Source organism: Microcoleus sp. EPA2 (assembly GCA_020882975.1).
Classification (GTDB): domain Bacteria; phylum Cyanobacteriota; class Cyanobacteriia; order Cyanobacteriales; family Microcoleaceae; genus Microcoleus.
In genome coordinates, this window is record JAHRFD010000001.1 from 133,135 (window position 1) to 159,909 (window position 26,775).

Sequence of the window (26,775 nt, forward strand, 5' to 3'; positions counted from 1 at the left end):
AGGTAGAAGGAAGAGGGAGAGGGAGAGTCAACTGTTTATTTAACAGCATCGAACTGATATTTAGACCCCGGAGGGCCGTCTTTACCTTCGACAGCTTTGACTAAGGGAATTTCTTTGAACAGGTCAAATTCCTTGGCAGTTCCCGATATCAAAGTTCCTGCGGTGAGGAATTTGACTGTTCCGTCGCGGGTGGGATTGCTGCTGGTTGCTGCTGCTAAAGCTTGGGTGGCATCGAAGGCAGTTGCAGTTCGCCAACTGACTCTTCCTTTCCAAATTTCTGAGGCTTGTTTGGAAAAAGGATCGTCTTTTTCCCATCTCCAAGGAACGGCTAGCACTAAATCTTTAATAGTATCTCCTCCCTTGATTAAAGTAGTAGGATTATACAGTTCACTACCTCCCATTAAGGCTAAAGGTGGGGATGTATCTTTGTTGGCGATCGCGATCGCGATCGCCTGTTCTACTTGGTCTTTGCTCATCGCCATAAATACCACATTTGCTCCGGCCTTGCTCGCATCAGCAACAGCAGATTTGGCATCAAAAGTTGCACCAGCTTTGATGTCAACTTCTTTGACAATTTTGCCGCTAGCTTTTGGCACTTCGACAACTAATAGTTCCTTGAGTTGTTTGCTATAAACGCTGTCGGAGTTGTAGAAAATTGCGATCGCGGCGGGGGAGTGAGTTTTATTAGCATAATTTGCGACTGTTTCCCCAAGTTTTTGGAGGTAAGTTTTGAGCATTTCATCGGTTTTTTCCAGCACCTTGGTTAGTTTCAAGGTCGCTTTGTTGGAAGAGTCGATGGTAACGCTGGAACTGACAGGTGAAATGGCTGCTAATCCTGCGGTTTCATAGGTTTTGATGGCATCTTGAGAACTGCTGTCAATGCCGTGTCCCAAAACTCCCAATACGCTGGGAGAGTTAACTAAGTCTTGGGCGATGGAGACAGTTTTGCCAATTTCGTCATTAACAATTACAATTTCTAATAACCGACCGGGAACAGTCGGACTTTTGTTAAATTGATCTTGATATAAAGCAGCTCCTCGAAGCACTTCTTTGGCTGCATCAGCGCTGGCACCAATGGGAACAACTACGGCAATTGTCAGGGGATTACCTGTTTTTTGAGCCGTCGCATTGTTGAAGTATATTTTAGTTTCCGGGTCGTTGGGGTCGGTTTTGGTAGCTGCTTCATATTTGGCGATCGCCTCATCCCAATTCTTGCCTACAAATGCAGCAGCCCCAGCTTGTTTCTCAGCATCAGCTTTGCCGCCTGTTAGCAGAATTTTTTCCCCTTGACTAATCAGCGCGGCGCTGACTGCTTTAGAACTGATGAGATCCCCTGGTGAAACAGTTATGGTGGGACTAGAAGAAGGTGTGCCTCCACCCGTTGACCCGGAACTACCGCCTGACAACGCTTTGTACAAGCCAAATCCGACACCGCCTAAGACTAATACTCCTAATACTCCTGCTAAAGCCATCAGAATTGGTTTTGTTGGCGGTTTTGGAGGCTCATCAACCATAGCGTCTTTCGGTAAGCCACACATACAGAATGACCCGTCGTTGTCACAAGGTTGGTGGGGGCCAGTACCGTTATATTTTTCTGGATTATGTTTGGGTACGCCGTCGCAGGTCCAACTCATTTTTGCTACCTTTCTTTTTTACCCTTTTGGGTATTGTACAGCTTGACATCTGTCTTGAGAAAGGTTAACTGGATAAAATACGAAATCTTTAAAATAGCCGGAAGGAAATCCCCCCCACGGAGGCAAGGAGGGAGGGGAGAAATTAGCCACTAAAATCAAAAAGGGGGTGAGTCACCCAGAGTTGGGATAAAACACCCGTAAAGTCCTTAGTCAAAAATCATTCCGGTGTCACCAGAATTGATGTTAAGCCTTAGCCTCAACCCAAACTGTCAGCCCTTCAACCCTCAAACCTTTGCCGCGACTGCCGCAATATTGACCGTTAGAAGCAGTGGGAGTATCGCCGATATTCTGAATGTGAGCAGTGTAAAGTACGTTGTATTTATCAGCTTGGGCTCCTGTTAGCCGCACCGCAAATCCTTCAATCCGCTTAGCTTTTCCCCGGAATCCTGCTAACTCTCCTTCTTCGATCCAAGCGGTATCGCCAACACCTTCGACGTGGGCCATGTACTGCAATTTGAGACCGGCGACGGGAGGGTCTATTTTAATCTGAAACCCTTCGACGCGACGTTTTTGAGCGCGAGTGCCGGCATATTCTCGATCGCTAAAAGTGCGATCGCCAATTCCTTGAATATGTGTTAACACTTTTAAGCTGACTGGTTGGGCTGGTTGAGCCTTGGCTGATGGCACAACCCAAACTGTGATACCTTCTACTCTCAAAGCTTTCCCGCGAGTGCCACAATATTCACCGTTGGAGGCTACTTTTGTGTCGCCGATATTCTGAATGTGAGCATTGTAAAATATGTCGTATTGACTAGCTTGGTCCCCGCTCAATCGCAGAGCAAATCCTTCAATTCGTTTCCCTTTACCCCGGAAACCTGCTAATTCCTGTTCGCTCACCCAAGGAGTGTCGCCGACACCTTCAACGTGAGCCATATACTCGACTTTTAAGCCGGGAATTGCTGGCTCTAAATTCACTTGAAATCCTTCGACGCGCCGCCCTTGAGCTTTGGTTCCTGCGTATTGTTGAGAACCAAAAGTGCGATCGCCAATTCCTTGAATGTGCACCAAAACTTTTAATCCCACAGCCCCCTCTACGGGTGCTGGTTTCACCGCCGTGGGTGCCCCAAAGACAATGTTCCCGGAGCCCTTTGTCTGGATAGATTTAGGCATTTCCATGCTGGGAACAATAATCACCTCGTGCATGGGGGCTGAGGGCGCGGGTGATTCCAAAATTTTGATATCTGGCACCACTGCAACTTGTTTCGGAGGCGTGACATTTCCCGACGGGATGACGATGACTTCTGGTAATGGTTCAGCAACTGCTGCTGGTACGGGTTTAACTGTGGCTGGTGCGGCTATTTGAGGGGCGATTTGTGTTTCGGTAACGGTCAATTTGCCTCTGGAAATGGCAACAGCTATTTGTTTACCAAAGGCGGCGCTGACGGTTTCTTCCAGGATGACCCACTGTTCGTCATCTAGTTGATCTTGTTGTTCGACGAGGGCGAGCACTGCCGCCACTGGGTGTTTGCCGCTGACTAAGGATTCTGCATCGGAGTGCAGTTGGGCTGGGGTTGATTCGGCAATGGCGCGCTGAAGCTCGCGGGCTTTACTATGTACTGATTGTAGTGGCCCAAAGTCGCTTTGTTCCCGGTGGGCGATCGCTAATACTCGATCGATCACTGTTAGGGCTTGGGAGCGAATTTCTGCTTTCCCTTCAGAGGCGGAGATTGTCTGGACTAAGTTTTGAATTTCTTGGAGGGAGGTAATTTCTCCCGGTACTAGAGCACTGTTGCTGAGTTCAAGAGCTTGTTTTTGGACGACGGAAAAATTGCGACTGTAACTTACTATTTCTTGCAGCAAGTTTTCTGACGGAGGAAGACCTGATTGTTGGAGTTGTTTGGCGGAGTGTGCCAGTCGATCGGCCAAACTAGGATAGGTTTCCGATAGTCCGGCAATTTGTTGTAGCAAATCTTTATGAGTTGGTTCCATAGTCTGTCGTAAATATTTAACTTGCTGATTATAGACGTTGAGTGTCCTTGAGAGTGCCACAGATAGAATGCCCAAGCACTTCTGGCTTCGGCGGAACCCAGATTTTTATTGCCATCCATAGAGGCTTTTGTGATCGAAGTCACATCTAGCTCCACTGCTAGTCACAGTCTACAACTGTTGCAGTCACTGCATGAAGGACACAATGTCACACCAACTAGACCTTAGCCGTCACCGTCAAATCCATCGCTATTGTTGATACTGAAGCTACCCCAATGTTGAAAGCAATAAGTTTTATGGTACTGATTCGCGACCTTGCCCAAGAAGCTATGACCATCGGCTATCTGACTATTGAAGCAGAAAATCTCTTGCGCCGGATGCTAACCACCACAACCTATGAATTAGAAGACTTAAATGCTTTTATGACTTTGCAGCTAGCAACTATGTCTGGAATGGTGAAACAAGAGTCTCGTGAATTGAGAGAATGCCAATACTTTGCGGATGTCGTATCTAAGACTTCCAATTAGTAATGAATCGACTGTTTGTACAATGAGAATTAGTAAGGATTCTGAAAATTATGGTGATTCGTGACGTTGTAAAAAAAGCTATTGCGGCTGGATATCTGACCTTGGAAGCCGAACATGAAATAGAGCACGTTTTCTCGTCAGCGAAGTGCGACTTGGAAGATTTGAATGCTTTTATGAGTTTGCAGTTGGCGGCGATGGCTGGCCGTGTGAAGCAGCAGTCTTTGGAATCTATCTACTTGCAAGACAATTCCGAGCGGGGTTGAAAAATTTGGCAATAGGTGCATAATATCAGTTCGGTTACGCAGTCCGGGAAAGCGAGCTCGATAAAATGTCACCCGCTTTCACACAATTTGGGTGTCAACTGAAACAGTTGACACAATCCCATCGCAAAATTAACTGCTTATCTGTACTCAGTCGATCGAGATTGACTGAGGCCCGTTACTTGAGGGGTTGCTGGTTTCGCTGGCGGGTGGTGTGTAGGAAGTTGAACCCGCTTGCTCATCAATCCAGCTTTTAACTGGGTCTTCCTGAAGATTAAGTCGTAGCAGGCCCGACACAAATCCGCCCGTAAATGCGATCGGCTGTTGGAACAATTCTTTGACTACCGGGATGAGTTCGTCGAGGAACATTCAAGATTCTCCTTGTGCTACTGGGGTGATACTGTTAATTAATCTTAACTGTTTTTGATAAAAGTTAAATATTGTAGTAAGTTCTAGCCTATTCGGGTAATACCTTCTGCTCTCTCAATTTCCTAGAAAAATTTTATGTGCCGTTTGCTTGGCTATCTTGGCGGGCCGATTTTACTCGATTCTCTTCTGTACAAGCCGGAACATTCCTTAATTGTGCAGAGTTACCAACCCCGCGAAATGACTTCAGGTCTACTCAATGCTGACGGTTTTGGCATTGGTTGGTATCACTCCCACCTAGATACCGACCCGTTTGTCTATAAAAATATACAACCAATTTGGAGCGACATCAACCTTCCGAGTATCAGTAGATACGTGGAATCGGGATGTGCTCTCGCCTATGTTCGCAGTGCAACGGTAGGACAGGCTGTGGATTTGAGCAACTGTCAGCCTTTTGGGTACAACCGTCTGATGTTTGTCCACAATGGCTTTGTGAAGAATTTTCGGCAAAGTCTTTACAGACCAATTCGCGATCGCCTCAACGATGCCACCTATCAATTAATTAACGGTACTACAGATTCCGAGCATATTTTTGGTCTGTTTGTCAATGAATTAACAGTGCCAAATATGACTCTAGAAGTGGCTTTGCAAAATGCACTAACAACTTTGGCAGAACTAGCCAACTTCCATGAAGTAGAATTTTCAGCTAATATAATTGTCAGCGATGGAAAACAGTTAGTTGCCTCTCGCTTTGCTTCCAAAAAGGCTCCTCCCTCCCTCTATTGGCTGCGGGACGATCCAAATTTTCCAGAAGCTGTGATGATTGCTTCGGAACCTTTATTTGTTGGCAATTGGCATCAGTGTCCACCACAAAGCATTATCAGTACGGGAAAAGACGGTGATCTCAAAATCAATTCTATCTTGTAGAGAGGCTATTTACCGAAATTTGCAACAGTGTCGTCGCGACACTTTCGATCTATTTGCAGGCATGGATTATGATACTTTTTGCAGGCAAGTTCATCCAGAGTTTAGTCCGGTTGGCTGGCATTTAGGTCACATTGCTTATACGGAGGATTTGTGGATATTGCAGAAATTAGGTAAATTTAAACCAGTATTTCCTAAGTATCACAAGCTGTTTGCTGCTGATATTTTACCGAAGCAAGAAAGGGTTTATTTGCCGACAATTGCCGAAGTAGAATTATATCTGGATGCGGTCAGAAAAAAAGTGCTGGATTATTTAGAAATAGCTCCCATTGAACAGCAAGAGCGTCTGTGGCAATTTATTATTCAACATGAAAGTCAGCACTGCGAAACCGTGGCTTTTTTGTTGCAAATGCAGCAGCAGGAGAGGGGCGAGGGAGAGAGGGGGCGACCCATTGCCGATGAATTGCCAATGGCCAATTCAGCGATTGAAATTCCGGCAGGGGAATTTTACATAGGAAGCGATCGCCTTGAAGCTTTGGATAATGAGCGATCGCGCCACCTATGCTATTTGGACAAATACTCGATCGACCGCTATCCAGTTACTTGCGGTCAATACCGCCATTTCATGGCATCTGAAGGCTATCAAAACCCTCAGTGGTGGTCAGCAGAAGGTTGGAAATGGCTGCAATCTAATTTAGTCGATCGCCCGCTTTACTGGTCAGACAATCCCGCTAAGAACAATCACCCAGTTTGCGGTGTCAGTTGGTACGAAGCAGAAGCATACTGCAATTTCATCGGCAAGCGACTACCCACAGAATCCGAATGGGAAAAAGCAGCCAGTTGGGATGCAGTAAATCAAACTCAGCGCACCTATCCTTGGGGAGAAGAATTACCGAATTCATCCCTATGCAACCACGGCAATAAGATTGGGAATACAGCCCCAGTTGATAAATTTCCCCAGGGAGCCAGTAGCTTTGGCTGCTGTGATATGTTAGGCAATGTTTGGGAGTGGACAGCTTCCACTTTTGATGCTTATCCAGGATTTGAAAGTTATCCTTATAGTGGCTATTCTCAAGCATATTTCGATGGAGAACACCGAGTTTTAAAAGGTGGCAGTTGGGCGACTCATGCTCCATCCCTGCGATCGAGTTTTCGCAATTGGTATTATCCGGGAGTGCGACAAATTATCGCTGGTTTTCGGTGCGCTCAATGATTTTGGCTAATTGCTAAATAATGGGGCACAAATAAATGTAACCTAACAAAGAGCAGAAAGCCGGTTTCTTTAAAAAACCCGGCTTTCTGGATGAGTGAATACGTGCTTTAGCCCTTTGTGCATCTAAAATTTACGCTATGACATCCTCAAGACTGTCTGAAACTACAAATTCAGCCTCAACGAAGGACAATCGCTTACACCTAGAGCGACTGGTGAGTGTGAAGGCACCGACAGCCACAGAAATCAATGCAGGCTGCGATGTAGTCAGCGGGTTAACTCAAAGCCCAAAATCCTTGCCGCCTAAGTATTTCTACGACGATCGCGGCTCGAACCTATTTGAGTTGATTTGTCAACTGCCGGAATATTACGTGACACGTACTGAGGCGGCGATTTTGGAAGAATGTGCGGGGGCGATCGCCAACTTAACAGGCCCCTGTGAAATTGTCGAACTAGGTAGCGGTAGTTCCACCAAAACACGGATTCTCCTCGATGCTTACAGTCAACGGGAATATCCCCTGCATTATTTACCCATAGACATCAGTCCCACCATCCTAGAAAGCAGCGCCTTTCAACTGTTAGCAGAGTATCCATCACTCCAGATTCACGGACTTGTCAGCACCTACGAGTTAGCTTTGGCAAAAATTGCCCCATCGCCATTGCCAACCCGAATGATTTGTTTTTTAGGCAGCACCCTTGGCAATCTTAGCCCTGAAGAATGCGATGTATTCTTCTCACAAATTGTCGGCGCATTGCAGCCTGGAGAGTATTTTTTGTTAGGCATTGACTTAGACAAATCTAAGGAGATTTTAGAGCCAGCCTACGATGACAATCAAGGAGTGACGGCGGCATTTAATTTGAATATGCTGAGGCATTTGAATCGGAAATATGAGGGTAATTTTGATTTGACGCAGTTCGAGCATTGGGCATTTTACAATCAAGCAGAATGTCAAATAGAAATGCACTTAAAAAGCAAAAAAGCACAAACAGTCAACTTGCGCGCTCTCAATTTAACGGTTGAATTTGCAGCAGGAGAAACTATCAGAAGTGAAATTTCCCGCAAGTTCAAACTCCCTAATATGCAGGAACAACTTGCCAGTCGCGGTTTAGTGCCTGTGCAAGTTTGGACCGATCCAAATCAGTGGTTTGGTTTGATACTTTGTCAGAGGTCAGTTTAAGATTAAATTAACCGCGAAGGCGCGTCTGACATTAAATCAGAGAAAAAAAGGAATGCAGCTCTTCCTTCGCGCTCTTCGCGTCTTCGCGGTTCATTCAAATCATTAAAAATCGCTATAACCAATAACAACTCACAATTAACAAATTGGTTTCTGTCCTGGTTTGACAGCATGAATGTACTCGCTTCCCGATGTTGGCCATCCCCGCTTGTAATAAGCTTCCTCCGGCTTCCCCCAGCCCAATTGCAACAATATTTCTAAAAAATCTAATTTTTCCCACTTCCAAAGATTAACCCATTCTGTGCGCTGGACGATCGCCTCTACATCCCTAGGCTCGATCGAGCGAAAATCCTTGCCACTATTAATACTTAAATATAAATCCATCTCCACAGTTACTTGCCGCCAGAATGCCAACATCGTCATCTTGGCTGCTTTAAGCGTGATTAAATCCACCGGTAAAGCAATTAATTCATCGTCCACTGCTGGATAATTAAGAGTTTTCCCTTTAACCGTCATTTCGCGCCAAACAATCCCAGAAACTTGATGTTCCCGTTGATATTCGTGTATGGCGGCCTTAAAATTTTGATAAGCAGTGAACTTTTGGACGCCCTCAGATTTCAGAAAGCGATCGATCACGGGGTTTCCTGTAGAATGAGTTTCAGTCAAGTTCAGACGCCGCCCGTGTAAGCAAGCTTGGCGTTCTGCTTCGAGGATGTTAATGAGTTCCGCCTGGGTGTAGATCTTGGACATCTTTAATTAAGGCAAAATCAATATTTCCCGTGGTTAATTCTTTTGATATCTCAAAATAATTCCGGTGAGATAGACCAAACAGCCTGTGGAAAACACGCTGTTTGGAAGATGTCTAATGGCTCTCAACCACCAAAACTCAAATTTTCAATTCCAGTTTCAGTTTCAATGGTTAGTAGCGTCGTGAGGAGCGATTGTTTTCTCCCCAGCCACCGCCACCTGATGAGCGCTTGTTATCTTCGCGAGGCTTGGCTTTGTTGACTTTCAAGTCGCGGCCCATCCATTCAGCACCGTCTAAAGCTGCGATCGCTGCTGCTTCTTCGGCCTCGCTGGACATTTCCACGAAAGCAAAACCCCGCATCCTACCAGTTTCCCGGTCCATAGGGACTTGGACGCGACTGACAGTACCGTACTCGGCAAATACTTCATTGAGGTCCTCTGACGTTACCTCGTAGGAAAGATTACCAACGTAAATCGACATAAAATCTCCAGAATCTTTAGGGTGCAGAGAGTTAGATTCGGAGAGACGCTTGTAAATCAAGAGCAACAAACTACACAACCGAATTTAATTCTTGAAACACCACTATAACATGAAGATAGCAGAATCAGCCATTATCGACTTTAAATTTGAGATTTAATATCAAATTAAATTCCAGCAATGGCGACCCAAAAATAATTTTCAAAAGATTTTTTCGGCAGATCTACGCGCATCTTTTTACCCCAAGTATATACATCAAAGCTGACTCGATCTCGATCGGAATTACCTAAATTGCCAGCAGGAATTGTCATATTTCCTAACAAGGCAACCCAATGACTGGGATAAGGTATCAGAGGCGGATTATTTCCTAACATTCCTTCAGCAGTAATTAAAGCAAAAGCAAAGCCACCTGATTTAATCGCTATATCGGCGGCCCGCAGGGCTGGAATATCGCCACTAAAATAAGCGTAATGAGATTTTACATCGCGACTTCCCAAAATTTCTCGCCCCCACCCAGCCATTTCCCAAGATTTAGTCATCCCACTAATATTACGAATAATTTCTGGAGCATTTGGTTCGACTGGAAATATCAAATTGGCGGATTCCCGCAGTGTTGATAATAGCATCCAATCAACTTGAGGCATCCGCAAGTTTCCTTTGCTTTGTCGCAGGGGGATGGAGGGATAAATCGATCGCATAGATTTAGTCTGCAAACTGCCTATTTCAAAAAGATGGCGGCAAATTTCGACGTAGCGAAGAGGGTTTTTGTTAAGCAGCGTAAATGCTACGGCTGCGGGTCCACAAAAAGGTTGTCCGCTTTGATTGATTTGGAAAGGGTTTTGGATGCGATCGCGCATTTCTGCGATGATTTGGGTTTTATTCAAACCTGCCCAAACTCCGGGAATCTGGGAGCGTTCAAATTCAGAAATTGCTGCATCTACTTTCTGTGATTCCATTATATTTAATTGGGTCAATTTTATTTATTAGCTCGCTCAGATAAGTAGAAGAAAGAAGTTACTGTCCGTGCCCGTGTACCCAGGGCGGTTTTATTTTTGGTAGGGGCCGTGCCCCCGTGCCGGCCCTCCGAGTGCCTGTTTTTAGGAGAATGAAACAGCCCTGCCCCTGCCCCCCCCAAGGGGGGAAATGTAGGAAGGATGAATTAATTGGTTTCCTGGGTTTGAAAAATCTGTAATTCTTGGCATTTATCTAAAGCCAACATATAAGCGGTTTGATAGTCGGTACCGCCTAACATCAAATCCCCGTAATATTCATAGGGTACATCTCCATAAACTGGCAGTGGATCGTCCAGAGGGTAATCTTCCTTTGATTCTTCTAAAATTGCGGTCAATTGTTTGATACTGAGACTTTGGGCGGGAAAATAGTAAAGGTTTTCAGCGGTAACGCCAAGGTGGGGGAAGGTTGGGTCAATAATGCGATCGCCCAATTCCAGCCAGCCATATTCCAGAGGTTGCTCGGAGATTGCAGGTATCACCAAAAAGCCTTGAACATAGATTGTACCCTCGATCGCTAAAGCTGCTCGATAAGCATTGTCAAAGCATTTTTTAGGTTGACTTTTGATGCTAGTGGCAATTTCTTGGGAAAGTATCTCATCTAAGATTTTTGTCATTTTCTGCTGATTAATTACCATTTTCCTGGCATTGTGTCCTTCAGTCTCAGTTCTTCTCGACTCATGAGAGCTTCGTAATAATCTGGTTTAATTTCTAGGGCAACTCCATAGGAACTAATGGCGTCCTGATTACGGTGCAATTTTTGCAATACATCGCCTCGATGAGACCAAGCTTCCCAGTTATCTGGCTTGAGTTGAATTACTTTGTCAGCAGCTATAAGTGCTTCAGCATAGCGTGCCATTTTTGCTACTACCATGGAGCGGTGCATCCAGGCTTGATAGTTGTCAGGCCAGATGGTAATTGCTCGATCGTAGGCTACCAGGGCTGGTTCGTACTGCTGCAAATTTTCGAGAGCCTTGCCACGTTTTAACCAAGCTTCAAAATTGTCGGGCATGATTTGAATGACTTGGTTGTAGGCGGCGATGGCTTCTTGATAGCGCTCTAATTTTTCTAGGGCTGCCCCTTGTTGTAAACCAACTTTGGAGGAAATTTGTGCTTCCGAACTCATAGAAATTACTTTATCGTAACAGGCGATCGCCTCTTCGTATTGTTGTAATTGTTCGAGAGCTGCCCCTCGCAGGTTCCAAGCTTCTAGAAAATTGCTTTGAATTTGCAGGGCATTACTGTAAGCGATGATTGCATCTTTATATCGTTCCAATCCGGCTAAAGCGATGCCTCTACCTAGCCAAGCTTCGGGGAAATTGGGATTGATTTGAATTGCTTTGTCAAAAGCTGCGATCGCCCCTTCATAGTCTGCTGATTCTGACAGAGTTTGACCGCGGCCGATCCAGACTTCTGGATAAAACTGATTAATTTGAATAGCGCGATCGAAACAAGCAATAGCCGCATCATGCTGCTGGTGTTTCAGGGCCATACCCTTATAAAACCAAGCTTCGTAATCATTAGGTTGTAGTTGAATTACCCGATCGTAAGCTCTAACTGCTTCTGAGTATCGGTGAAGTTTTGCCGATGCTATGCCTCGATTGAACCAAGCCAGACAATTTGCTGGTTGTAATTGCAGGGCGCGATCGTAAGAAGTGACAGCTTCAGGATAACGCTCGGTCTTCATCAGAGCCAAGCCTCGGTTCAACCAAGCTTCCCAATGAGTTGGTACGAGCTTGAGGGCGCGCTCGTAAGCAGCCACGGCCTCCGAGTTCCGTTCGGCTTGCAACAGTACATTACCTTGACGAAACCACATGGCGGGCAAATTAGGATGAATTTGTGTGGCTCTTTTGTAACTACTTGCTGCTAGTTCCCACTGTTGCAATTCTTCCAGAGCTCGGCCGCGCTGATACCAAGCTTCGTGTTTTTCCGCATTAATTTCAATTGCTTTGTCAAAACCCGCGATCGCCTCGGAGTAATTTTGTAAGCTTAACAGTGCCGTACCGCGTAGCATCCATGCCCAATATTCTTCTGGTTTGAGAGCTATAGCTCGATCGCAACAGGCTACGGTTTGTAGATATTGCTCCAATTGCTTGTAAGCCTTACCCAAATTCAGCCATGCCCTAACCCAGTCTGGCTTAATTTGCAATGCTTTTCCGTAACAATCCACGGCTGCTTCATATCTTCCCGATGCGTACAATCTATTGCCCCGATCGTAATCAGGAAAGGCTGCAAAAATCCTGAAAATTGGTGGCAGTAAGGTTCCTTGGGGGGTTAAAAATTTGTCATTGGAGGTTGGAGGGGGAGAAGTTGATAAGTCTGACATAGGCTTTGTACATAAAAATTTTGTTGAACAACCAGCAAGGCGGTCTTAATATTAACTTATGCTGTGCTTAACTCGCTGCTATAGTCAGATAAATTTAACATATTTTCAATCAAATTTTGTATGGTTTTTGTGCACGCAGTTTTAGATTTTACCGATGCTAATTGGGACTCGATAGCCTTTAGCTCCAATTATTGCTATCAAGGTCTTTGCGTTCAAAGCGGTGAGTTGCTGAGATTGCATCGTACAGTTCAGTGTGAGGCGATCGCCCGTGGTTTGATGCAGCACCTTGCCCAGGACGAGTCTTATTCCCGCGAGGGCAAAATGTATGGAGTCTTGCTAGTTGAAACCCTCGGAGGGGAAAAAAGGGTACTCAAAGCATTTTCCGGGCTTTTGAATGGTTCTAGCCACGTTCCCGGCTGGGTAACGCCCATTCCCGGACGCGATCGAGTGGCCTTGACAGAGGCCCGAACCTTGACTGAATTGGAGTCGATGAAACAGGAACTGATGCGGCTCCAACAGCTTCCCCAGCGGCAGGAATATGACAGACTATTCCGCGAGTGGGAATTGAAATTACAGGCTGTGAACGAGCGACACAAAATTTGCAAGCAGAAACGAGATATCACGCGGGATTTACTGTGCAGAACTTTGGCAGGAGAAACACGGGAAATAGACCTAGAAGAACTGAATCAAGCCAGTCGATTAGAAGGAATTGAACGCAGGCAACTTAAGCGAGAGCGGGATGATAAATTGCAGCCCTTAAAACAATTAATAGAAGCCGCCGATGGGCGGATAACTGAACTGAAACAGCAGCGGAAAAAACTGTCTCGCGAACTGCAAATGCAGATGCACGAAGCTTATACTTTGGTAAATTTTTTGGGAAATTCGCGATCGCTCCAGCAATTGATGCCCAGCGGTTCGATCCCGACTGGAACCGGCGATTGTTGTGCACCAAAACTGCTCCACTACGCGGCTTTACACAATCTGAAACCCTTGGCAATGGCTGAGTTTTGGTGGGGGCCATCCTTGGGGGACAAAGTTCAGGGAGAGTTTTATGGTGCTTGTGGCGATCGGTGTCAGCCATTGATGGGGTTTTTGCTATCAGGATATGATGGTGGAACAGGCATCTTGCCTGTTCCTGAACCGAGAAAAATGCTACCAATTATTTATGAGGATAAATGGTTAATAATTATCAATAAACCTGCAAATTTACTCTCAGTTGCTGGTCGTTACCTAGAAAATCAAGATAGTGTATTAAGTCGTTGCCGCAACTTGCTACCCGATGGGCTGAATTTGAAGGCAGTGCATCGTTTAGATTTCGATACATCGGGAATTTTGATATTAGCACGGGACCAAGATACTTACCGAAAACTTAGTCTACAATTTGAAAAAAAACAAGTACATAAAATTTATGAAGCTGTACTTTCTGGGATAACAAATATGAATATGGGGTCGATCGCCCTCCCACTGTGGGGCAATCCAGAAAATCGACCGATTCAAGAAGTTAATTGGGAACGTGGAAAACCCAGTGTGACAGAGTTTCAGGTGATTGGAAGAGAAGGAAATGGCTCGCGCATCGAATTTGTGCCGCTCACGGGACGGACTCATCAATTGAGAGTTCATGCAGCGGATGTGAGAGGATTGGGAATACCGATTTTGGGCGATCGACTTTACGGATGCAAAGCCGATGGAATACGATTACACTTACACGCCAGGGAAATTTCTTTTGAGCATCCGCAGTTGGAAAACAGGCTATACCTAAAGGCAGAAATGCCATTTTGATTTGGCTCAAAATTACGCAAATTCTGAATTTTTGGCGATTTTGTGATGTCCTTATCATTGCCCTGGTTCGATTCAAGCTATGGTAAGAAACAAACGCGAATTTCCCGAATTTTTCAGTTGACAAACTAGCAAAACCATGAACATCCAAACCACATCGCCAGCCCTGCTAAGTTCTTTCAAACTTGGAGATTTATCCCTAAAAAACCGAGTAGTTCTTGCACCCTTGACTCGTGGCAGAGCCGGTGAAGCGCGGATGCCCAACGCCTTAATGGCAAAGTATTACGCTCAGCGGGCTGCGGCGGGTTTAATCATTACCGAAGCCACAGTGATTTCGACTCAAGCCCTGGGCTGGGAAAATACACCCGGAATATATTCCGACGAGCAGCTTGAAGCCTGGAAACAGATTGTAACTGCGGTGCAAACTCACGAAACACCGATTTTTATGCAGCTTTGGCACTGCGGGCGAGCTTCCCACAGCAGTTTTCATGAAAATGGTGAATTACCCGTAGCAGCCTCTGCGATCGCCATAAATGGAGAAGGACTTCATACCCCTGTAGGTAAACAACCTTACGAAACTCCTCGCGCTTTAGAAACCCATGAAATTGGGCTGATTGTAGAAGACTATCGCAAGGCAGCAGAACGGGCAAAAAAAGCAGGTTTTGACGGTGTAGAAATTCACGCGGCTAACGGCTACCTAATTGATACATTTTTGCAAAGCAAAACCAATCACCGCACTGATGCCTATGGCGGTGGAATTGAAAACCGCTACCGTTTTCTCAAAGAAATTGTCGAGGCAATTATCACCGTATTTCCGGCAAATAGAGTAGGAGTCAGACTTTCTCCCAACGGTGTTTACAACGACATGGGTTCTCCAGATTATCGTCCAAGTTTTCTGTACATTGCAGGGCAGTTAAATACCTACAACTTAGCTTATCTTCACCTGATGGATGGCTTAGCTTTTGGCTTTCATGAATTGGGAACACCGATGACGTTAGCAGAATTTCGTGAGGTATTTGCAGGTACTCTGATTGGTAACTGCGGATATACCCAAGAACTGGCCGAAACCGCAATTAGTAGCGGAGTGGCGGACTTAATCGCCTTTGGTCGAGATTTCATCAGCAATCCCGACTTGGTAGAGCGTTTCACTCATGGCTGGCCGCTCAATGCCCTCGCTGAAATGAACACCTGGTATTCTTTTGGTCCAGAAGGTTATGTGGACTTTCCTACCTATGAGGCATCTCAAGCAGCTTCTTAATCGAAGGACCAGATGGATGAGTGCCAGTTGAGATCTAGAACGTTTCCCCATATCCTAAAACCATAGGGTACTAAAAAAATGAGAGCTGTAAGCTCTCATTTTTGAGTGCCTAAAAATCATCAATCGCGATCGCAGCATTTTTAAGAAAATGGCACAAAATCACAAGTCAACAGTTATCATTACCGGTGCGTCCTCCGGTGTCGGTTTGTACGGTGCGAAAGCCCTTGCAGCAAAGGGATGGCACGTAGTCATGGCCTGTCGGGATGTGCGAAAAGCCGGAGATGCAGCCCAAGAATTAGGAATACCCCAAGGTAGTTACTCCATCATGCAAATCGACTTAGGCGATTTAGATAGCGTGCGACGGTTTGCGAGGGAATTTAAGGCCAGTGGCAGGCCTTTGGACGCTTTGGTGTGTAACGCCGCCATCTATATGCCTTTAATTAAAGAACCCCTGCGTAGCCCAGAGGGATTTGAGTTGACGATGACTACCAACCACCTCGGTCATTTTCTCCTGTGCAACCTGATGATGGAGAATATGAAGCCTTCCTACTATACGGATGCGAGGATGGTGATTTTAGGAACCGTGACGCATAATCCAGACGAGTTGGGTGGAAAGATTCCGCCGCGCCCGGATTTGGGCAAATTTGAGGGCTTTGAAGCCGGTTTTAAAGACCCAGTTTCGATGGTTGATGGCAAAAAATTTGAGCCAGTCAAAGCTTACAAAGACAGCAAAGTTTGCAACGTGCTGACAATGCGGGAATTGCACCGGCGCTTTCACGAATCCACTGGGATTACCTTCACGTCACTGTATCCGGGATGTGTGGCCGATACACCACTGTTCCGCAATCACTACCCCTTGTTTCAGAAACTTTTCCCCTTGTTCCAAAAAAATATCACCGGAGGCTATGTTTCCCAGGAATTAGCAGGGGAAAGACTAGCAATGGTAGTTGCCGATCCGGAATATAAGCAATCCGGCGCGTATTGGAGTTGGGGGAACCGTCAGAAAAAAGATGGCGCATCTTTTGTCCAGAAGGTTTCTCCCCAGGCTAGGGATGACGAAAAAGGCGATCGGATGTGGGATTTGAGCGCTAAATTAGTGGGATTGACCCAGTAGTCAAATGAAGTAAGATTAAATGAACCGCGAAGACGCTAAGGACGCGAAGGAAGAACCCCGCCTGCTGCCCCAATGGGGGAAAGAAAAAGTCTATCTTCTTCCTTTCTTCCTTCGCGCTCTTCGCGCCTTCGCGGTTTAATTTCATTATTCAATTATATAAATAATATGACTTACCGCTCCAACAAACTACTTATATTTATAGTCATTTCTGCATTTTTATTGTTAGGAATGCCAGCCAAAGCAACTGCGAGTAAAGTTGAAAATTCCCTCTCAAATATTGATAATTTAGAAATCCCCAACCCCCAAAACTTACCCACAGAAATCGATCGCCCTTCCCAACTGAGCCAACTCCCCAACCCCATTCAACCCAGAGAACCGGAATTACCAACTCCTCAACCACCACAACCCCTACCGCCATCTCCCCTCCAACCTACTAGCCCAACACCCGTTGAGGGCGAAGTGAGACCAGATATACCGGGTACAATTAGAGTCGATCGCTTTGAATTTGAGGGAAACACAGCCTTTAGCGATCGCGAACTGACAGAAATCACTAAATCCTACGTGGGTAGGGAAATCACCTTCGCGGAACTGATCGCAGCGGAAGCAGCAGTAACTCAAAAATACTTAGCAGCGGGATATCTCAATTCCGGTGCGGTAATTCCCGCCAACCAAACCTTTCCCAGAGATGGCGCAGTGGTTAAAATTCAGATTGTCGAAGGGGGAGTAGAAGAAATTGCAATTACTGGCAACCGTCGGCTAAAGTCAAGTTATCTGCGATCGCGCCTCGCCATCGCTACGGGGAGGCCGCTAAATCGCGATCGACTGCTGTCCGCCTTGCAAATGCTGCAACTAGACCCCTTAATTGCCAATATTTCCGCCGAATTGCAAGCCGGAAGCCGCCCCGAAAAAAGTCGCTTAGAAGTCCGAGTCAAAGAAGCAGATAGCTTTAGTGGGGAAGTCTTTGCAGACAACAATCGATCGCCAAGCGTCGGCAGTTTTCGGCGTGGAGTGGAAATCAATCAAGCCAATTTGCTCGGTTTGGGCGATGGGCTGGAGGTATCCTACGCTAACACTGATGGTAGCAATGAATTCAACGGCAGCTATACAGTTCCAGTCAATCCCCACAACGGCACAATTCGGTTGGCGGTGGGTGCTGCTAGCACGAATATTATTGAGGAACCCTTTGATAATGCTGGGATTGAGGGAAAGTCGCGCACTTACGAATTAACTTACCGCCAGCCGATTCTGGAAAAGCCCGATCGCAACTTGGCTGTGGGAGTAACATTATCGCGGCAAGAAAGCAATACATTCTTGCAGGGTGAAAGATTTCCGCTGTCGCAGGGTGCAAACGATCGCGGCCAAACCCGTGTTTCTGCTGTCCGCTTTTTTCAAGAATACGTGCAACGTAGTTCCAATCAAGTGTTTGCAGCGCGATCGCAATTCTCCGTTGGTACTAATTTGTTGGGCGCTACTGTCAATGATAGCGGGCCCGATAGTCGGTTTCTGGCGTGGCGCGGACAAGCCCAATACGTGCGACTGCTAGCACCAGAAACCTTGCTGATTGTACGTTCTGACATTCAATTAGCCGATCGCTCTTTGCTTTCTCTCGAACAAATCGGGATCGGTGGCGTGCAGAGTGTACGCGGATATCGCCAAGATTTGCTGTTGACTGATAGCGGTGCGATCGCCAGTGCGGAAGTGCGTATCCCCGTGTGGCGAGTGCCACAAGTCAAAGGATTGTTGCAGGTGGCTCCATTTATCGATTTGGGAGTAGGCTGGAACCATTCTGGCGAAAAAGCTAATCCTGATTCTGACCAGCTTCTGGGCGCAGGTGTGGGGCTGTTGTGGCAAATGGGCGATCGGTTTAACGCGCGTCTAGATTATGGTATTCCGTTGATAAATGTCGGAGGGGGCGATCGAACTTTTCAGGAAAAGGGCATCTACTTTAGAGTCAATTATTTTGCGTTTTAAATTTGTAGGTTGGGTTGAGTGCGATCGAACCCTACGCTTCGCCTCGCCCAACACTTCTCAAAATTCTGATTTATGGCTATTAAAAGTTTATTGTCCGAGATTGATATTATCAACTAAAAATAGTTGATAATATCAATCTCGGTTGCACATTATCTATTCGATCTGAGTGAGACTATAGTATCATATATAGCCATACCCGATGTTACTGAACCCCCAGGGGAATTTATGTATAGATAAATATCTTTTCCTGGTGCTTGAGAATCTAGGTAAAGCAATTGAGCTACAACTGTTCTTGCCAAATCATCATTTATAGGTTGACTAATGATTACAATCCTTTTCTTAAGTAGTCCCTCAATAGTTTTCTTATCCGAATTACAGATAGCTGTGTTTGTAGTATAGGTATTTGGGCTCTGAGCTAGTTCTAAGCTTATTTCACCCCCCTTTAAAGTATCAGCCATCGCTCTATCAAGATTGAAAACAAAAATAACAATTCCCGTAAAACTGGGATAGAAAAATAACAGAAAATATCTAAAATGCTTCTTCTTAATTAAGCTGCTCATAGTGCAAAACCTTATTGCTTTATGGTTTGGATTTAGTGGAAGCATTAATTGACGACTATTTCTACTGACGCTTTAAACTGTCCAATCTTCGATCGATAACCCTGCTACTTTAGCAAAATCTCTATGATTACGGCTTAACAAAATTAACCCACGGAACATTGCAATTGCCGCGATCCGAGCATCCATCTTTGCCAGTTGAATCCCTTTCACTACGTCATCCGGGTTACGAGCACGATTAATATAAGCGTGACAGCCAAGCATCTGTTCATGAAACGTTACAGTCGATACGGCAAAATCTGATAGCGGGTACTGAGCCATGCGCGTCGAAAGGTTGCTAAAATCTCTCCCTGCTTGACGTTGAAGAATACTCAGATGATCTGTATCCAGTAAATATTTCATAGCTCATCTTGAGCTTCGAGGAGAGACTCATCCCCTTGGCGAATCGCTCGTCCATAGGCAAGTACCTCCTCAAAGGCAGGTTCATCTTTGAAAGACCCTATAATTTGTTGCAACCAATTCGTCGGTCCAGATGCCACAATTTGCTTCTGCAACTGGGCGATCGCTGCTTCCACTGCTGCAAGCCGTTCCTCTAAAGAAGTGTTAATAGCCATTTGAGTTTCCCTAATTAATCCTTCCTATTCTAAAGTAATTTTATGCGGATAAGGTCGCAGTCATAAACCGACGCTCACGGTCAGCAGCATAAGCAATGCAGGCTTTTAAATCTTCTCGCGTCAAATCGGGGAAATCATCTAGAATTTCTGCTTCGGTCATCTCGGAAGCCAGATATTCAAGCACTTCATAAACCGTAATTCGCAAGCCACGTACACAAGGCTTACCAAAAAACTGGGTCTAAAGCCCCGTCCTTAGAGGACGGCTTTAATTTTCAAGGGGCGGTCACATTTAATGCTGCTGGGGTAAATCCCGCTCAAGGATTAGTTGAACTACCACAAAATGCGATCGATCGTGCCAGTTTAATCGCTGCAAATCCCTGCATTCAAGGGCGAGAGAACGAATTTAATGTGACTGGAAAAGGAGGAGTACCGTCCTCTCGGAGTGAACCCCTCAATAGCGATGCTAGCCCGTTTGCCTGGATCGATCCGGTTTTAGGGGAGAAAGCCGCGAGAAGTGATGCACCGAAGGTTTCCCCGTCACCTGACATTGTTCCGGCTGAAGGTTGGGTACTGAATGCTACGGGGAACGTGACTCTTGTTGGATACAATTCTGGTGGTGCGGTTTCTGCTCGTGGCGTAAAACCTAGAAGTGTTTGCATACCCCGATAGGTGTTCTTCACTGCTTTATGTCAATTGGGGTGCCACGAGCCAGCTCATAGTTGACTGTTGACTGGAAGTCAAACAACTGAAAACTTCTAAATATTTGGTGATACCATGATTCTACTTGATAATTCCGATCGGCGAATTAACAGGATGGAAGCTATAGCGGTTCTCAAAAAAGTGAGGTATGCCCGATGCCCGATAACACCTCATGTTACTGAGACAGGCTATAGATCTCGCCTATTTTATTCCCTGGTTTTTATTTGCTTACTACTCTTGCCCTCGAAAACCTGTGCCCAAATTACCCCAGACAATACTTTGGGTTCTGAAAGCTCTCGCACAGTTTCCGATACGATCGATAACTTACCAAGCGATCGCATTGAAGGCGGCGCAACACGAGGCTCAAATCTCTTTCACAGTTTCCGAGAATTCAACATCCGTGAAGGCAGGGGAGCTTATTTTACCAACCCCAAAGGCATTACTAATATTTTCACCCGCGTCACCGGCAACAATTCCTCCAATATTTTAGGCACATTAGGAGTCCAAGGAAACGCCAACTTATTTTTAATTAACCCAAAAGGAATTGTCTTCGGTCCTAACGCTCGGTTAGATTTACGGGGTTCATTTATCGGTTCAACTGCTGAAAGTATAGTATTTAATAACGGTTTTGAATTCAGCAGTACGAAACCCCAAATATCGCCACTATTAACGGTAAATATTCCCGTAGGCTTGAGATTTCGAGATAACCCCGGTACAATTGTCAACCAATCAACAGCGACTGGAGTAGTAAACCAGCTACCAGCTTCGTCAGTCCCAATTCCAATTACCAATCAAGTCGGTTTAGCCGTAGACCCCGGTCAAACCTTAGCCTTAGTTGGTGGCGATATCCATGTTAATAGTGGTATATTAACAGCTAACAACGGACAAATATTCCTCGGTAGTGTGGCCAATTCCGGTTTAGTTAATTTTGGTTCAACTCCCTTGGGTCTAAGTTTTAATTATGACAATATTCAAAATTTCGGTAACATCAACATATCCGCAGGTAGCCTGATTAATACTAGCGGACAAGGAGGCGGTAAAATTGATATTAGAGGTGGAAATATTACCGTCAGTAATTCCAGAATTTATGGGCTGACCCTGGGCAATATTGATAGTAGAGGCATCGATATTAATTCCCAAAATTTGCAAATCAAGGATGGGACAAAAATTTCTACATTCACCCTAGGAAATGGTGCGGGGGGAAATATCAACATCTTTGCTAGGGATTCAGTAGAGATGAGCGGACTGGGAGTAGAGGGTTATCAACAGGTTGTAATTAATTATTTAATATCAGGAACTGTAGACCCCTTTGACCCACAATTTGCTTTGTTTAATGGTACTTCGGGTAGTGGAGCTGGGGGCATTATTACCATTGATACTGGTAGGCTGCTGATGCGTAATGGCCTCACCGGTAGTGGCATCACCCTTGGTGCTGGAAATGGTGGCAATCTCAATATCCGTGCCAATACTTTTGAAATGGTGGGTTCTGGAATTAACAACGCCACAGCTAAAGATAGTACCGGTGCAGGAGGAAGTATTAATCTGGATCTTGAAAGGTTAATTATGCGTGATGGTTCTCTGCTGGGTAGCACGAGTTACAGCGACGGGCGATCGGGAAATATTAATGTGAAAGCTAGGGAATCTGTAGAATTGTCCAACACTGGACCGAGAACTGCTGTATCAACGGGAATCAGCACTTTGAGTATCGGTGCTAATGGAAATGCAGGAGATATTAACGTTGAAACCAAGCGATTGAGTCTTTCTGATGGCTCTGCTTTCACCTTGGGAACGGGTGTATTAGTGGGCAGGTTTCTGTTTTCCAGAAATGGCGGTCCCGCTGGAAATTTAACAGTTAGGGCGAGTGAATCAGTGGAAATTTCAGGGATTTCTCAGCTTTTGACTAGCGGGAATCAAAATGCTAGTGCCTTCACTTCCGCCACTTTGAGTTCCAGTCGGGGCGGGAATATCCGGGTTGATACGCCGAGGTTGACGGTGCGGGATGGGGGGATAATTTCTACGAGTTCTTTGGGTGTGGGAAATGTGGGTGATATTACGATTAATGCCGATCGCATCGAAGTAATTGGTAGTGGCAATAACGGTCTATTTATTAGTGAAATTGATGCTTCTGTGGGCAAAGTGTTTGGTAATAATGCCGAGGCGACAGCAAATGCGGGTTCGGTGAATCTCAATACCCGTCAATTGAGCGTGCGGGATGGAGCGACGGTGACGGTTTTGGCTAGGGGAACTGGACGGGCTGGTAATATCAATGTGGTAGCAGATTCAATTTCTCTTGACAACAAAGGTCGTATTGATGGTACTACTGTCTCCGGTACGGGAGCGAATATTAACCTACAAGCACAAAGCATCCAGTTGCGGCGTGGTAGCCGAATTACTACCGATGCGGGTACTTCCGAGGGCGGTAATATTAACCTCCGAGGCGACATTCTAGTGGCTCTCCCAGGGGAAAATAACGATATCACGGCTAATGCGCGCACGGCTCAAGGTGGTCGTGTTAATGTCAACGTACCCACTGTTTTGGGATTTCGAGCAGTGGGCCGGGAAGAGGTTAGAAGCAGTTTGGGGTTGACAGATGCTCAATTTGCACAGTTACAGGTAAGCCCTACTTCCTTGATTTCTACTAGCGATATTGCGGCTATTTCCCAAACTGGAGGTCCGGCTTTGCAAGGGACTGTCACATTTAGTTCTTCTGGGGTGAATCCTGCTCAAGGGTTGGTGGAATTGCCGCAAAATATTACCAATCCGTCGCAGTTAATTGCTACTAATCCCTGTCTCCAAGGGGCACAGAACGAATTTATTGTGACTGGTAAAGGGGGTGTGCCACCTAGTCCTAATGATACTCTCAGCAGCGAATCTGTGCCGTTTACATGGGTTGATTTTAGTCAGGGAAGAGTTACCCCCCCCTACCCCCCCCAAGGGGGGAATCCTGAAGCCAGAATTGCCCCCCCCTACCCCCCCCAAGGGGGGAATCAAGCAGAAGGAAGTAGAATGTCTTCCAACTACTCTCAAGGGGGGAATGAAGAAGAGAAGAGGAAAGAAGTTGTTCCGGCGCAAGGTTGGGTGATGAATTCTCAGGGGGATGTGATGCTTGTTGGGTACAATTCTACACATACCACTTCACGGATTCTTCGGCAGAATCCTGTTTGTATACCACGTTGAAAGTCTGTTTTCTTCAACGGCAAATTCAGGTGAATTTAGGCAAATTACCAATTAACATTTACCTATGAGATTTACTCGATCGCTCCGTCAAGCAATTTTGTTATTTTTAATTTCTTGTTGGCTGGCAATTGCCATTCCTCCTGTTGTTGCTCAAGTTCAGCCCAAAGATGGGATGCAGCTTGTTCGACAAGCTCGCAGTCTTTATGATGCGGAACGGTTTTCCCAGGTGGTGCCGCTTTTACAGCAAGCAGCGGTGGTGTTTGAGGGGAAAGGACAAAATCTGGATCGAGCTACGGCTTTGAGCAATTTGGCTGCTACTTTTGGACAACTTAATGACTGGGAGCAGGCTGAAGTTGCAATTAATTCGAGTTTGTCGGTGGTGCGTCAGTTGCCGAAAACGATGGAACAGCAGCGGGTTTTGGGTCAAAGTCTGAATATTCAAGGACAATTGCAACTGGAACGGGGACGGACTCAGGAGGCGATCGATATTTGGACTCAAGCTGCTAAAATTTTTGAGGAAATTCAGGCTAAAGACCTGTTATTTCAAATTCATATTAGTCAAAGTAGGGCTTGGGAAACTCTGGGACTTTATCCGAGAGCTTGCAAAGTTTTGTTGGATTCTTTTAAGTTGGAACACACAACTTGTGAGGTTTCAAGTGCTAGTTTGGCAAGTTTGAAAAATCAGCCCATTTCGCCGGAAAATGTTCGGGGAATTAATGCTTTAGGTAGGGTGCTGCGGGTTTTGGGAAAACTCGATCGCTCCCAGGAGATTCTTTTAGTAGGACTTGAAGCGGCACAAAAGTTGGGACTCCGACAAGAGGAGGCTCAAATCGATCTTAATCTTGGTAATACGGAACGGGCTAAAAGTAATATAGCTGGTTTAAGCCCTCAACAACGGGATAATAGCGAGCGATCGGCTCTTTCGTATTATGTTCGATCGGCAGATAGAGGTGCGGGGGCATTGCCCCTAGAGATGCAGGCAAGGTTGAACCAATTGAGTCTGTTGGTAGAGCGCCAAAAGTGGTCGGAAGCAGGGGTTTTGTGGCGTTCGATCCAACCTCAAGTCGATGGATTGTCGTGGAATCGCGCTGGAATTTATGCTCGAATTAATCTGGCAGAAAGTTTGCTCAAATTGGATCGGTTTCCGATCGCGACTCCGGGTTTGAGGGATATTGACAAAATGCTCTCCGCAGCTTTGGAACCGGCAAACCGTTTGGGCGATAAGCGGATACAAGCTTATATTCTGGGAACTCGTGGGAAGGTGTACGAACTCCAGCACCAGTATTCTCTGGCTGAAACTATAACAATTCAAGCTTTGAGTTTAGCACCAGCATTTCAGTCTCCTGATATTGCTTATCAATTGTTGTGGCAACTCGGACGGATTAGCAAAGCCCAGGGCAATCTGGAAGGGGCGATCGCCCAATATACTCAAGCTGTGAATGTATTGTCTTCTCTCCGGGGAGATTTGGTGACAGTTAATCCAGAAGTGCAATTTTCGTTTCGCGAAAGTGCTGAACCAGTTTATCGCCAATTAGTTGAACTGCTGTTGCAAGAGGAATCTCCCAGTCAAGATAAGTTAAAGCTGGCTCGCCAAACAGTTGAATCTTTGCAGTTGGCAGAATTGGATAACTTTTTTCGCGATGCTTGTGCTGATGCTAAACCAAAGTCGATCGAGGAAATCGATCCTAGGGCGGCGGTGATTTATCCGATTATTTTGAGCGATCGTTTGGAGGTGATTTTATCTATTCCTGGTAAACCCCTGCGTCGCTACAGCACTAAGAAGACTCAGGCAGATTTGGAAACTGCTTTCAGACAAGCTAAAAATGTCATCAGACCTGCTGGTTTTCCGCGAGATAGGTTGCAACCTGTTCAACAAGTTTATGACTGGTTAATCCGCCCTGCGGAGGCAGATTTGACTGCTAGCGGGATTAAAACTTTAGTATTTGTACTGGATGGCTATTTGCGAAATTTGCCGATGGCGATTCTTCATGACGGTGAAAGGTTTCTGCTGGAAAAATACAGCATTGCCTTGGCGCCGGGACTGCAATTGCTTGCTCCCAAACCTCTAAGCACCGTCAAGTTAAAAGTGTTAACGGCCGCCCTCTCAGAAGCTCGTCAAGGCTTTGCGGCTTTGCCGGGGGTTACTGAGGAAATTCAGCTAATTGCAGATCGGATGCCAGCCACTCGACTGCTGAATCAAGAGTTTGTCAGTTGGCAGTTGCAAGCTCGAATTAAAGAGGTGTCCTACCCGATCGTGCATTTGGCAACTCACGGACAGTTTAGTTCCAATGCAGCGGATACTTTTATTGTGACTTGGGACCAGAAAGTGAATGTTAAGGAGTTCGATCGACTGTTGCGATCGCGCAGTGCCCAAAAACAACAGGCGATCGAACTTTTGGTGTTGAGTGCTTGCGAAACTGCTTCGGGGGATAATCGCGCGACTTTAGGTTTGGCGGGGGCTGCAATTCGATCTGGTGCCCGCAGCACTGTGGCGACTCTTTGGCAAGTCAATGACGAATCTACTGCTATATTTATGGCTGAGTTCTATCGGCAACTGGCTTTGCCTAAAATTAGCAAAGTGGAAGCTCTCCGCAATGCTCAATTAACCCTGCTCAACAACCCACTGTATAAAAATCCCTATTTCTGGGCACCTTTTGTACTTGTGGGGAATTGGCAATAATTTTAGATCGCGGGGCATGGGGCATGGGGCAACCCCCCCCAGCCCCCCCTTGGGGGGAATTCAAGACGTCAAGGGTGGAGTGGAGGGGCATGGGGCAACTCCCCCTGCCCCCCCCAAGGGGGGAATTCAAGGAGCCAAGGCGGGTATTGGGCATGGGGCAACCCATTGGTGTCAACTTAACGTCAAACCGATAGTCCGACAGGGAATGAATTCCCTGTCTCAAAGCGAAAGTCCTCCCTATGAGGACTGAGAACAACACTTTTCAACTCATTAGTCCTCTTGAGAG

General features: G+C 45.9%; 23 protein-coding genes and 1 pseudogene. 12 read left to right on the plus strand and 12 right to left on the minus strand.

The genetic code is table 11. The features are described from left to right. Positions 1–35: 35 nt before the first annotated feature. Together AAFP14_RS00470 and AAFP14_RS00475 are read right to left on the minus strand one after the other, a co-directional pair. Complete coding sequence (locus AAFP14_RS00470; protein ID WP_341730386.1) at positions 36–1,634, minus strand: ABC transporter substrate-binding protein; 1,599 nt, start codon at positions 1,632–1,634, stop codon at positions 36–38. 243 nt (positions 1,635–1,877) lie between these two features. Continuing rightward, the gene (locus AAFP14_RS00475; RefSeq protein WP_341730387.1) at positions 1,878–3,683 is read right to left on the minus strand and encodes a hypothetical protein; all 1,806 of its coding nucleotides are present in this window, start codon (positions 3,681–3,683) and stop codon (positions 1,878–1,880) included. Between the two features lie 233 nt (positions 3,684–3,916). Between AAFP14_RS00475 and AAFP14_RS00480 the strand changes: the two genes are divergently transcribed. After that, positions 3,917–4,147 (plus strand): hypothetical protein, encoded by a 231-nt coding sequence (locus tag AAFP14_RS00480; RefSeq protein ID WP_341730388.1) that lies wholly within the window; start codon positions 3,917–3,919, stop codon positions 4,145–4,147. Positions 4,148–4,197: 50 nt separating this feature from the next. Then, positions 4,198–4,410 carry a hypothetical protein gene (locus tag AAFP14_RS00485; RefSeq protein ID WP_341730389.1) on the plus strand — a complete coding sequence of 71 codons (213 nt, stop codon included), beginning with the start codon at positions 4,198–4,200 and terminating at the stop codon, positions 4,408–4,410. 147 nt (positions 4,411–4,557) lie between these two features. On the opposite strand, the gene AAFP14_RS00490 is transcribed toward AAFP14_RS00485, so the two are convergent. Then, positions 4,558–4,776, minus strand: coding sequence for a ssl0294 family protein (locus tag AAFP14_RS00490; protein WP_341730390.1), 219 nt, complete (start codon positions 4,774–4,776; stop codon positions 4,558–4,560). A 135-nt stretch (positions 4,777–4,911) separates the two neighbouring features. On the opposite strand from AAFP14_RS00490, the gene egtC reads away from it, so the two are divergent. From egtC to egtD, 3 genes are all read left to right on the plus strand, one after another. Further along, positions 4,912–5,700 carry an ergothioneine biosynthesis protein EgtC gene (egtC, locus tag AAFP14_RS00495; protein ID WP_341730391.1) on the plus strand — a complete coding sequence of 263 codons (789 nt, stop codon included), beginning with the start codon at positions 4,912–4,914 and terminating at the stop codon, positions 5,698–5,700. After that, positions 5,672–6,910, plus strand: coding sequence for an SUMF1/EgtB/PvdO family nonheme iron enzyme (locus tag AAFP14_RS00500; RefSeq protein WP_341730392.1), 1,239 nt, complete (start codon positions 5,672–5,674; stop codon positions 6,908–6,910). Before egtC ends, AAFP14_RS00500 begins: the two co-directional genes overlap by 29 nt. Positions 6,911–7,047: 137 nt before the next feature. Then, positions 7,048–8,085, plus strand: coding sequence for an L-histidine N(alpha)-methyltransferase (egtD, locus tag AAFP14_RS00505; protein ID WP_341730393.1), 1,038 nt, complete (start codon positions 7,048–7,050; stop codon positions 8,083–8,085). Positions 8,086–8,220: 135 nt separating this feature from the next. On the opposite strand, the gene AAFP14_RS00510 is transcribed toward egtD, so the two are convergent. From AAFP14_RS00510 to AAFP14_RS00530, 5 genes are all read right to left on the minus strand, one after another. Beyond that, positions 8,221–8,832: a hypothetical protein gene (locus tag AAFP14_RS00510; protein ID WP_341730394.1), complete on the minus strand. Its 612-nt coding sequence runs from the start codon at positions 8,830–8,832 to the stop codon at positions 8,221–8,223. A gap of 169 nt (positions 8,833–9,001) precedes the next feature. Beyond that, positions 9,002–9,310: an RNA recognition motif domain-containing protein gene (locus AAFP14_RS00515; protein ID WP_341730395.1), complete on the minus strand. Its 309-nt coding sequence runs from the start codon at positions 9,308–9,310 to the stop codon at positions 9,002–9,004. A gap of 164 nt (positions 9,311–9,474) precedes the next feature. Further along, a complete protein-coding gene (locus tag AAFP14_RS00520) occupies positions 9,475–10,263 on the minus strand; it encodes a hypothetical protein (protein WP_341730396.1) in 789 nt (262 codons plus the stop codon). A gap of 203 nt (positions 10,264–10,466) precedes the next feature. Beyond that, entirely contained in the window at positions 10,467–10,934 is a 468-nt protein-coding gene (locus AAFP14_RS00525) for a hypothetical protein (protein WP_341730397.1), read from the minus strand. A gap of 14 nt (positions 10,935–10,948) precedes the next feature. Continuing rightward, positions 10,949–12,643, minus strand: a complete 1,695-nt coding sequence (locus AAFP14_RS00530) for a tetratricopeptide repeat protein (RefSeq protein WP_341730398.1) — start codon at positions 12,641–12,643, stop codon at positions 10,949–10,951. 120 nt (positions 12,644–12,763) lie between these two features. Here AAFP14_RS00530 and AAFP14_RS00535 point away from each other — a divergent pair, with 120 nt between their 5' ends. From AAFP14_RS00535 to AAFP14_RS00550, 4 genes are all read left to right on the plus strand, one after another. Continuing rightward, positions 12,764–14,422: an RluA family pseudouridine synthase gene (locus tag AAFP14_RS00535; protein WP_341730399.1), complete on the plus strand. Its 1,659-nt coding sequence runs from the start codon at positions 12,764–12,766 to the stop codon at positions 14,420–14,422. A 136-nt stretch (positions 14,423–14,558) separates the two neighbouring features. Beyond that, positions 14,559–15,677, plus strand: coding sequence for an alkene reductase (locus AAFP14_RS00540; RefSeq protein WP_341730400.1), 1,119 nt, complete (start codon positions 14,559–14,561; stop codon positions 15,675–15,677). 148 nt (positions 15,678–15,825) lie between these two features. Next, positions 15,826–16,791 (plus strand): protochlorophyllide reductase, encoded by a 966-nt coding sequence (locus tag AAFP14_RS00545; protein WP_341730401.1) that lies wholly within the window; start codon positions 15,826–15,828, stop codon positions 16,789–16,791. A gap of 165 nt (positions 16,792–16,956) precedes the next feature. Further along, complete coding sequence (locus AAFP14_RS00550) at positions 16,957–18,762, plus strand: ShlB/FhaC/HecB family hemolysin secretion/activation protein (RefSeq protein ID WP_341730402.1); 1,806 nt, start codon at positions 16,957–16,959, stop codon at positions 18,760–18,762. Positions 18,763–18,911: 149 nt separating this feature from the next. On the opposite strand, the gene AAFP14_RS00555 is transcribed toward AAFP14_RS00550, so the two are convergent. The 4 genes and pseudogenes from AAFP14_RS00555 to AAFP14_RS00570 all read right to left on the minus strand — a co-directional run. After that, entirely contained in the window at positions 18,912–19,322 is a 411-nt protein-coding gene (locus AAFP14_RS00555) for an ATP-dependent Clp protease proteolytic subunit (protein ID WP_341730403.1), read from the minus strand. Between the two features lie 72 nt (positions 19,323–19,394). Beyond that, entirely contained in the window at positions 19,395–19,721 is a 327-nt protein-coding gene (locus AAFP14_RS00560) for a type II toxin-antitoxin system VapC family toxin (RefSeq protein ID WP_341730404.1), read from the minus strand. Then, positions 19,718–19,933, minus strand: a complete 216-nt coding sequence (locus tag AAFP14_RS00565; RefSeq protein WP_332944183.1) for a hypothetical protein — start codon at positions 19,931–19,933, stop codon at positions 19,718–19,720. Before AAFP14_RS00565 ends, AAFP14_RS00560 begins: the two co-directional genes overlap by 4 nt. Positions 19,934–19,973: 40 nt before the next feature. Next, positions 19,974–20,159, minus strand: a pseudogene (locus tag AAFP14_RS00570) (DUF433 domain-containing protein); the annotation flags it as partial. A gap of 182 nt (positions 20,160–20,341) precedes the next feature. Here AAFP14_RS00570 and AAFP14_RS00575 point away from each other — a divergent pair. From AAFP14_RS00575 to AAFP14_RS00585, 3 genes are all read left to right on the plus strand, one after another. Continuing rightward, positions 20,342–20,602 carry a hypothetical protein gene (locus tag AAFP14_RS00575; RefSeq protein WP_341730405.1) on the plus strand — a complete coding sequence of 87 codons (261 nt, stop codon included), beginning with the start codon at positions 20,342–20,344 and terminating at the stop codon, positions 20,600–20,602. 105 nt (positions 20,603–20,707) lie between these two features. Next, the gene (locus AAFP14_RS00580; protein WP_341730406.1) at positions 20,708–23,809 is read left to right on the plus strand and encodes an S-layer family protein; all 3,102 of its coding nucleotides are present in this window, start codon (positions 20,708–20,710) and stop codon (positions 23,807–23,809) included. Positions 23,810–23,873: 64 nt separating this feature from the next. After that, positions 23,874–26,489: a CHAT domain-containing protein gene (locus AAFP14_RS00585; RefSeq protein ID WP_341730407.1), complete on the plus strand. Its 2,616-nt coding sequence runs from the start codon at positions 23,874–23,876 to the stop codon at positions 26,487–26,489. Positions 26,490–26,775: the final 286 nt, after the last annotated feature.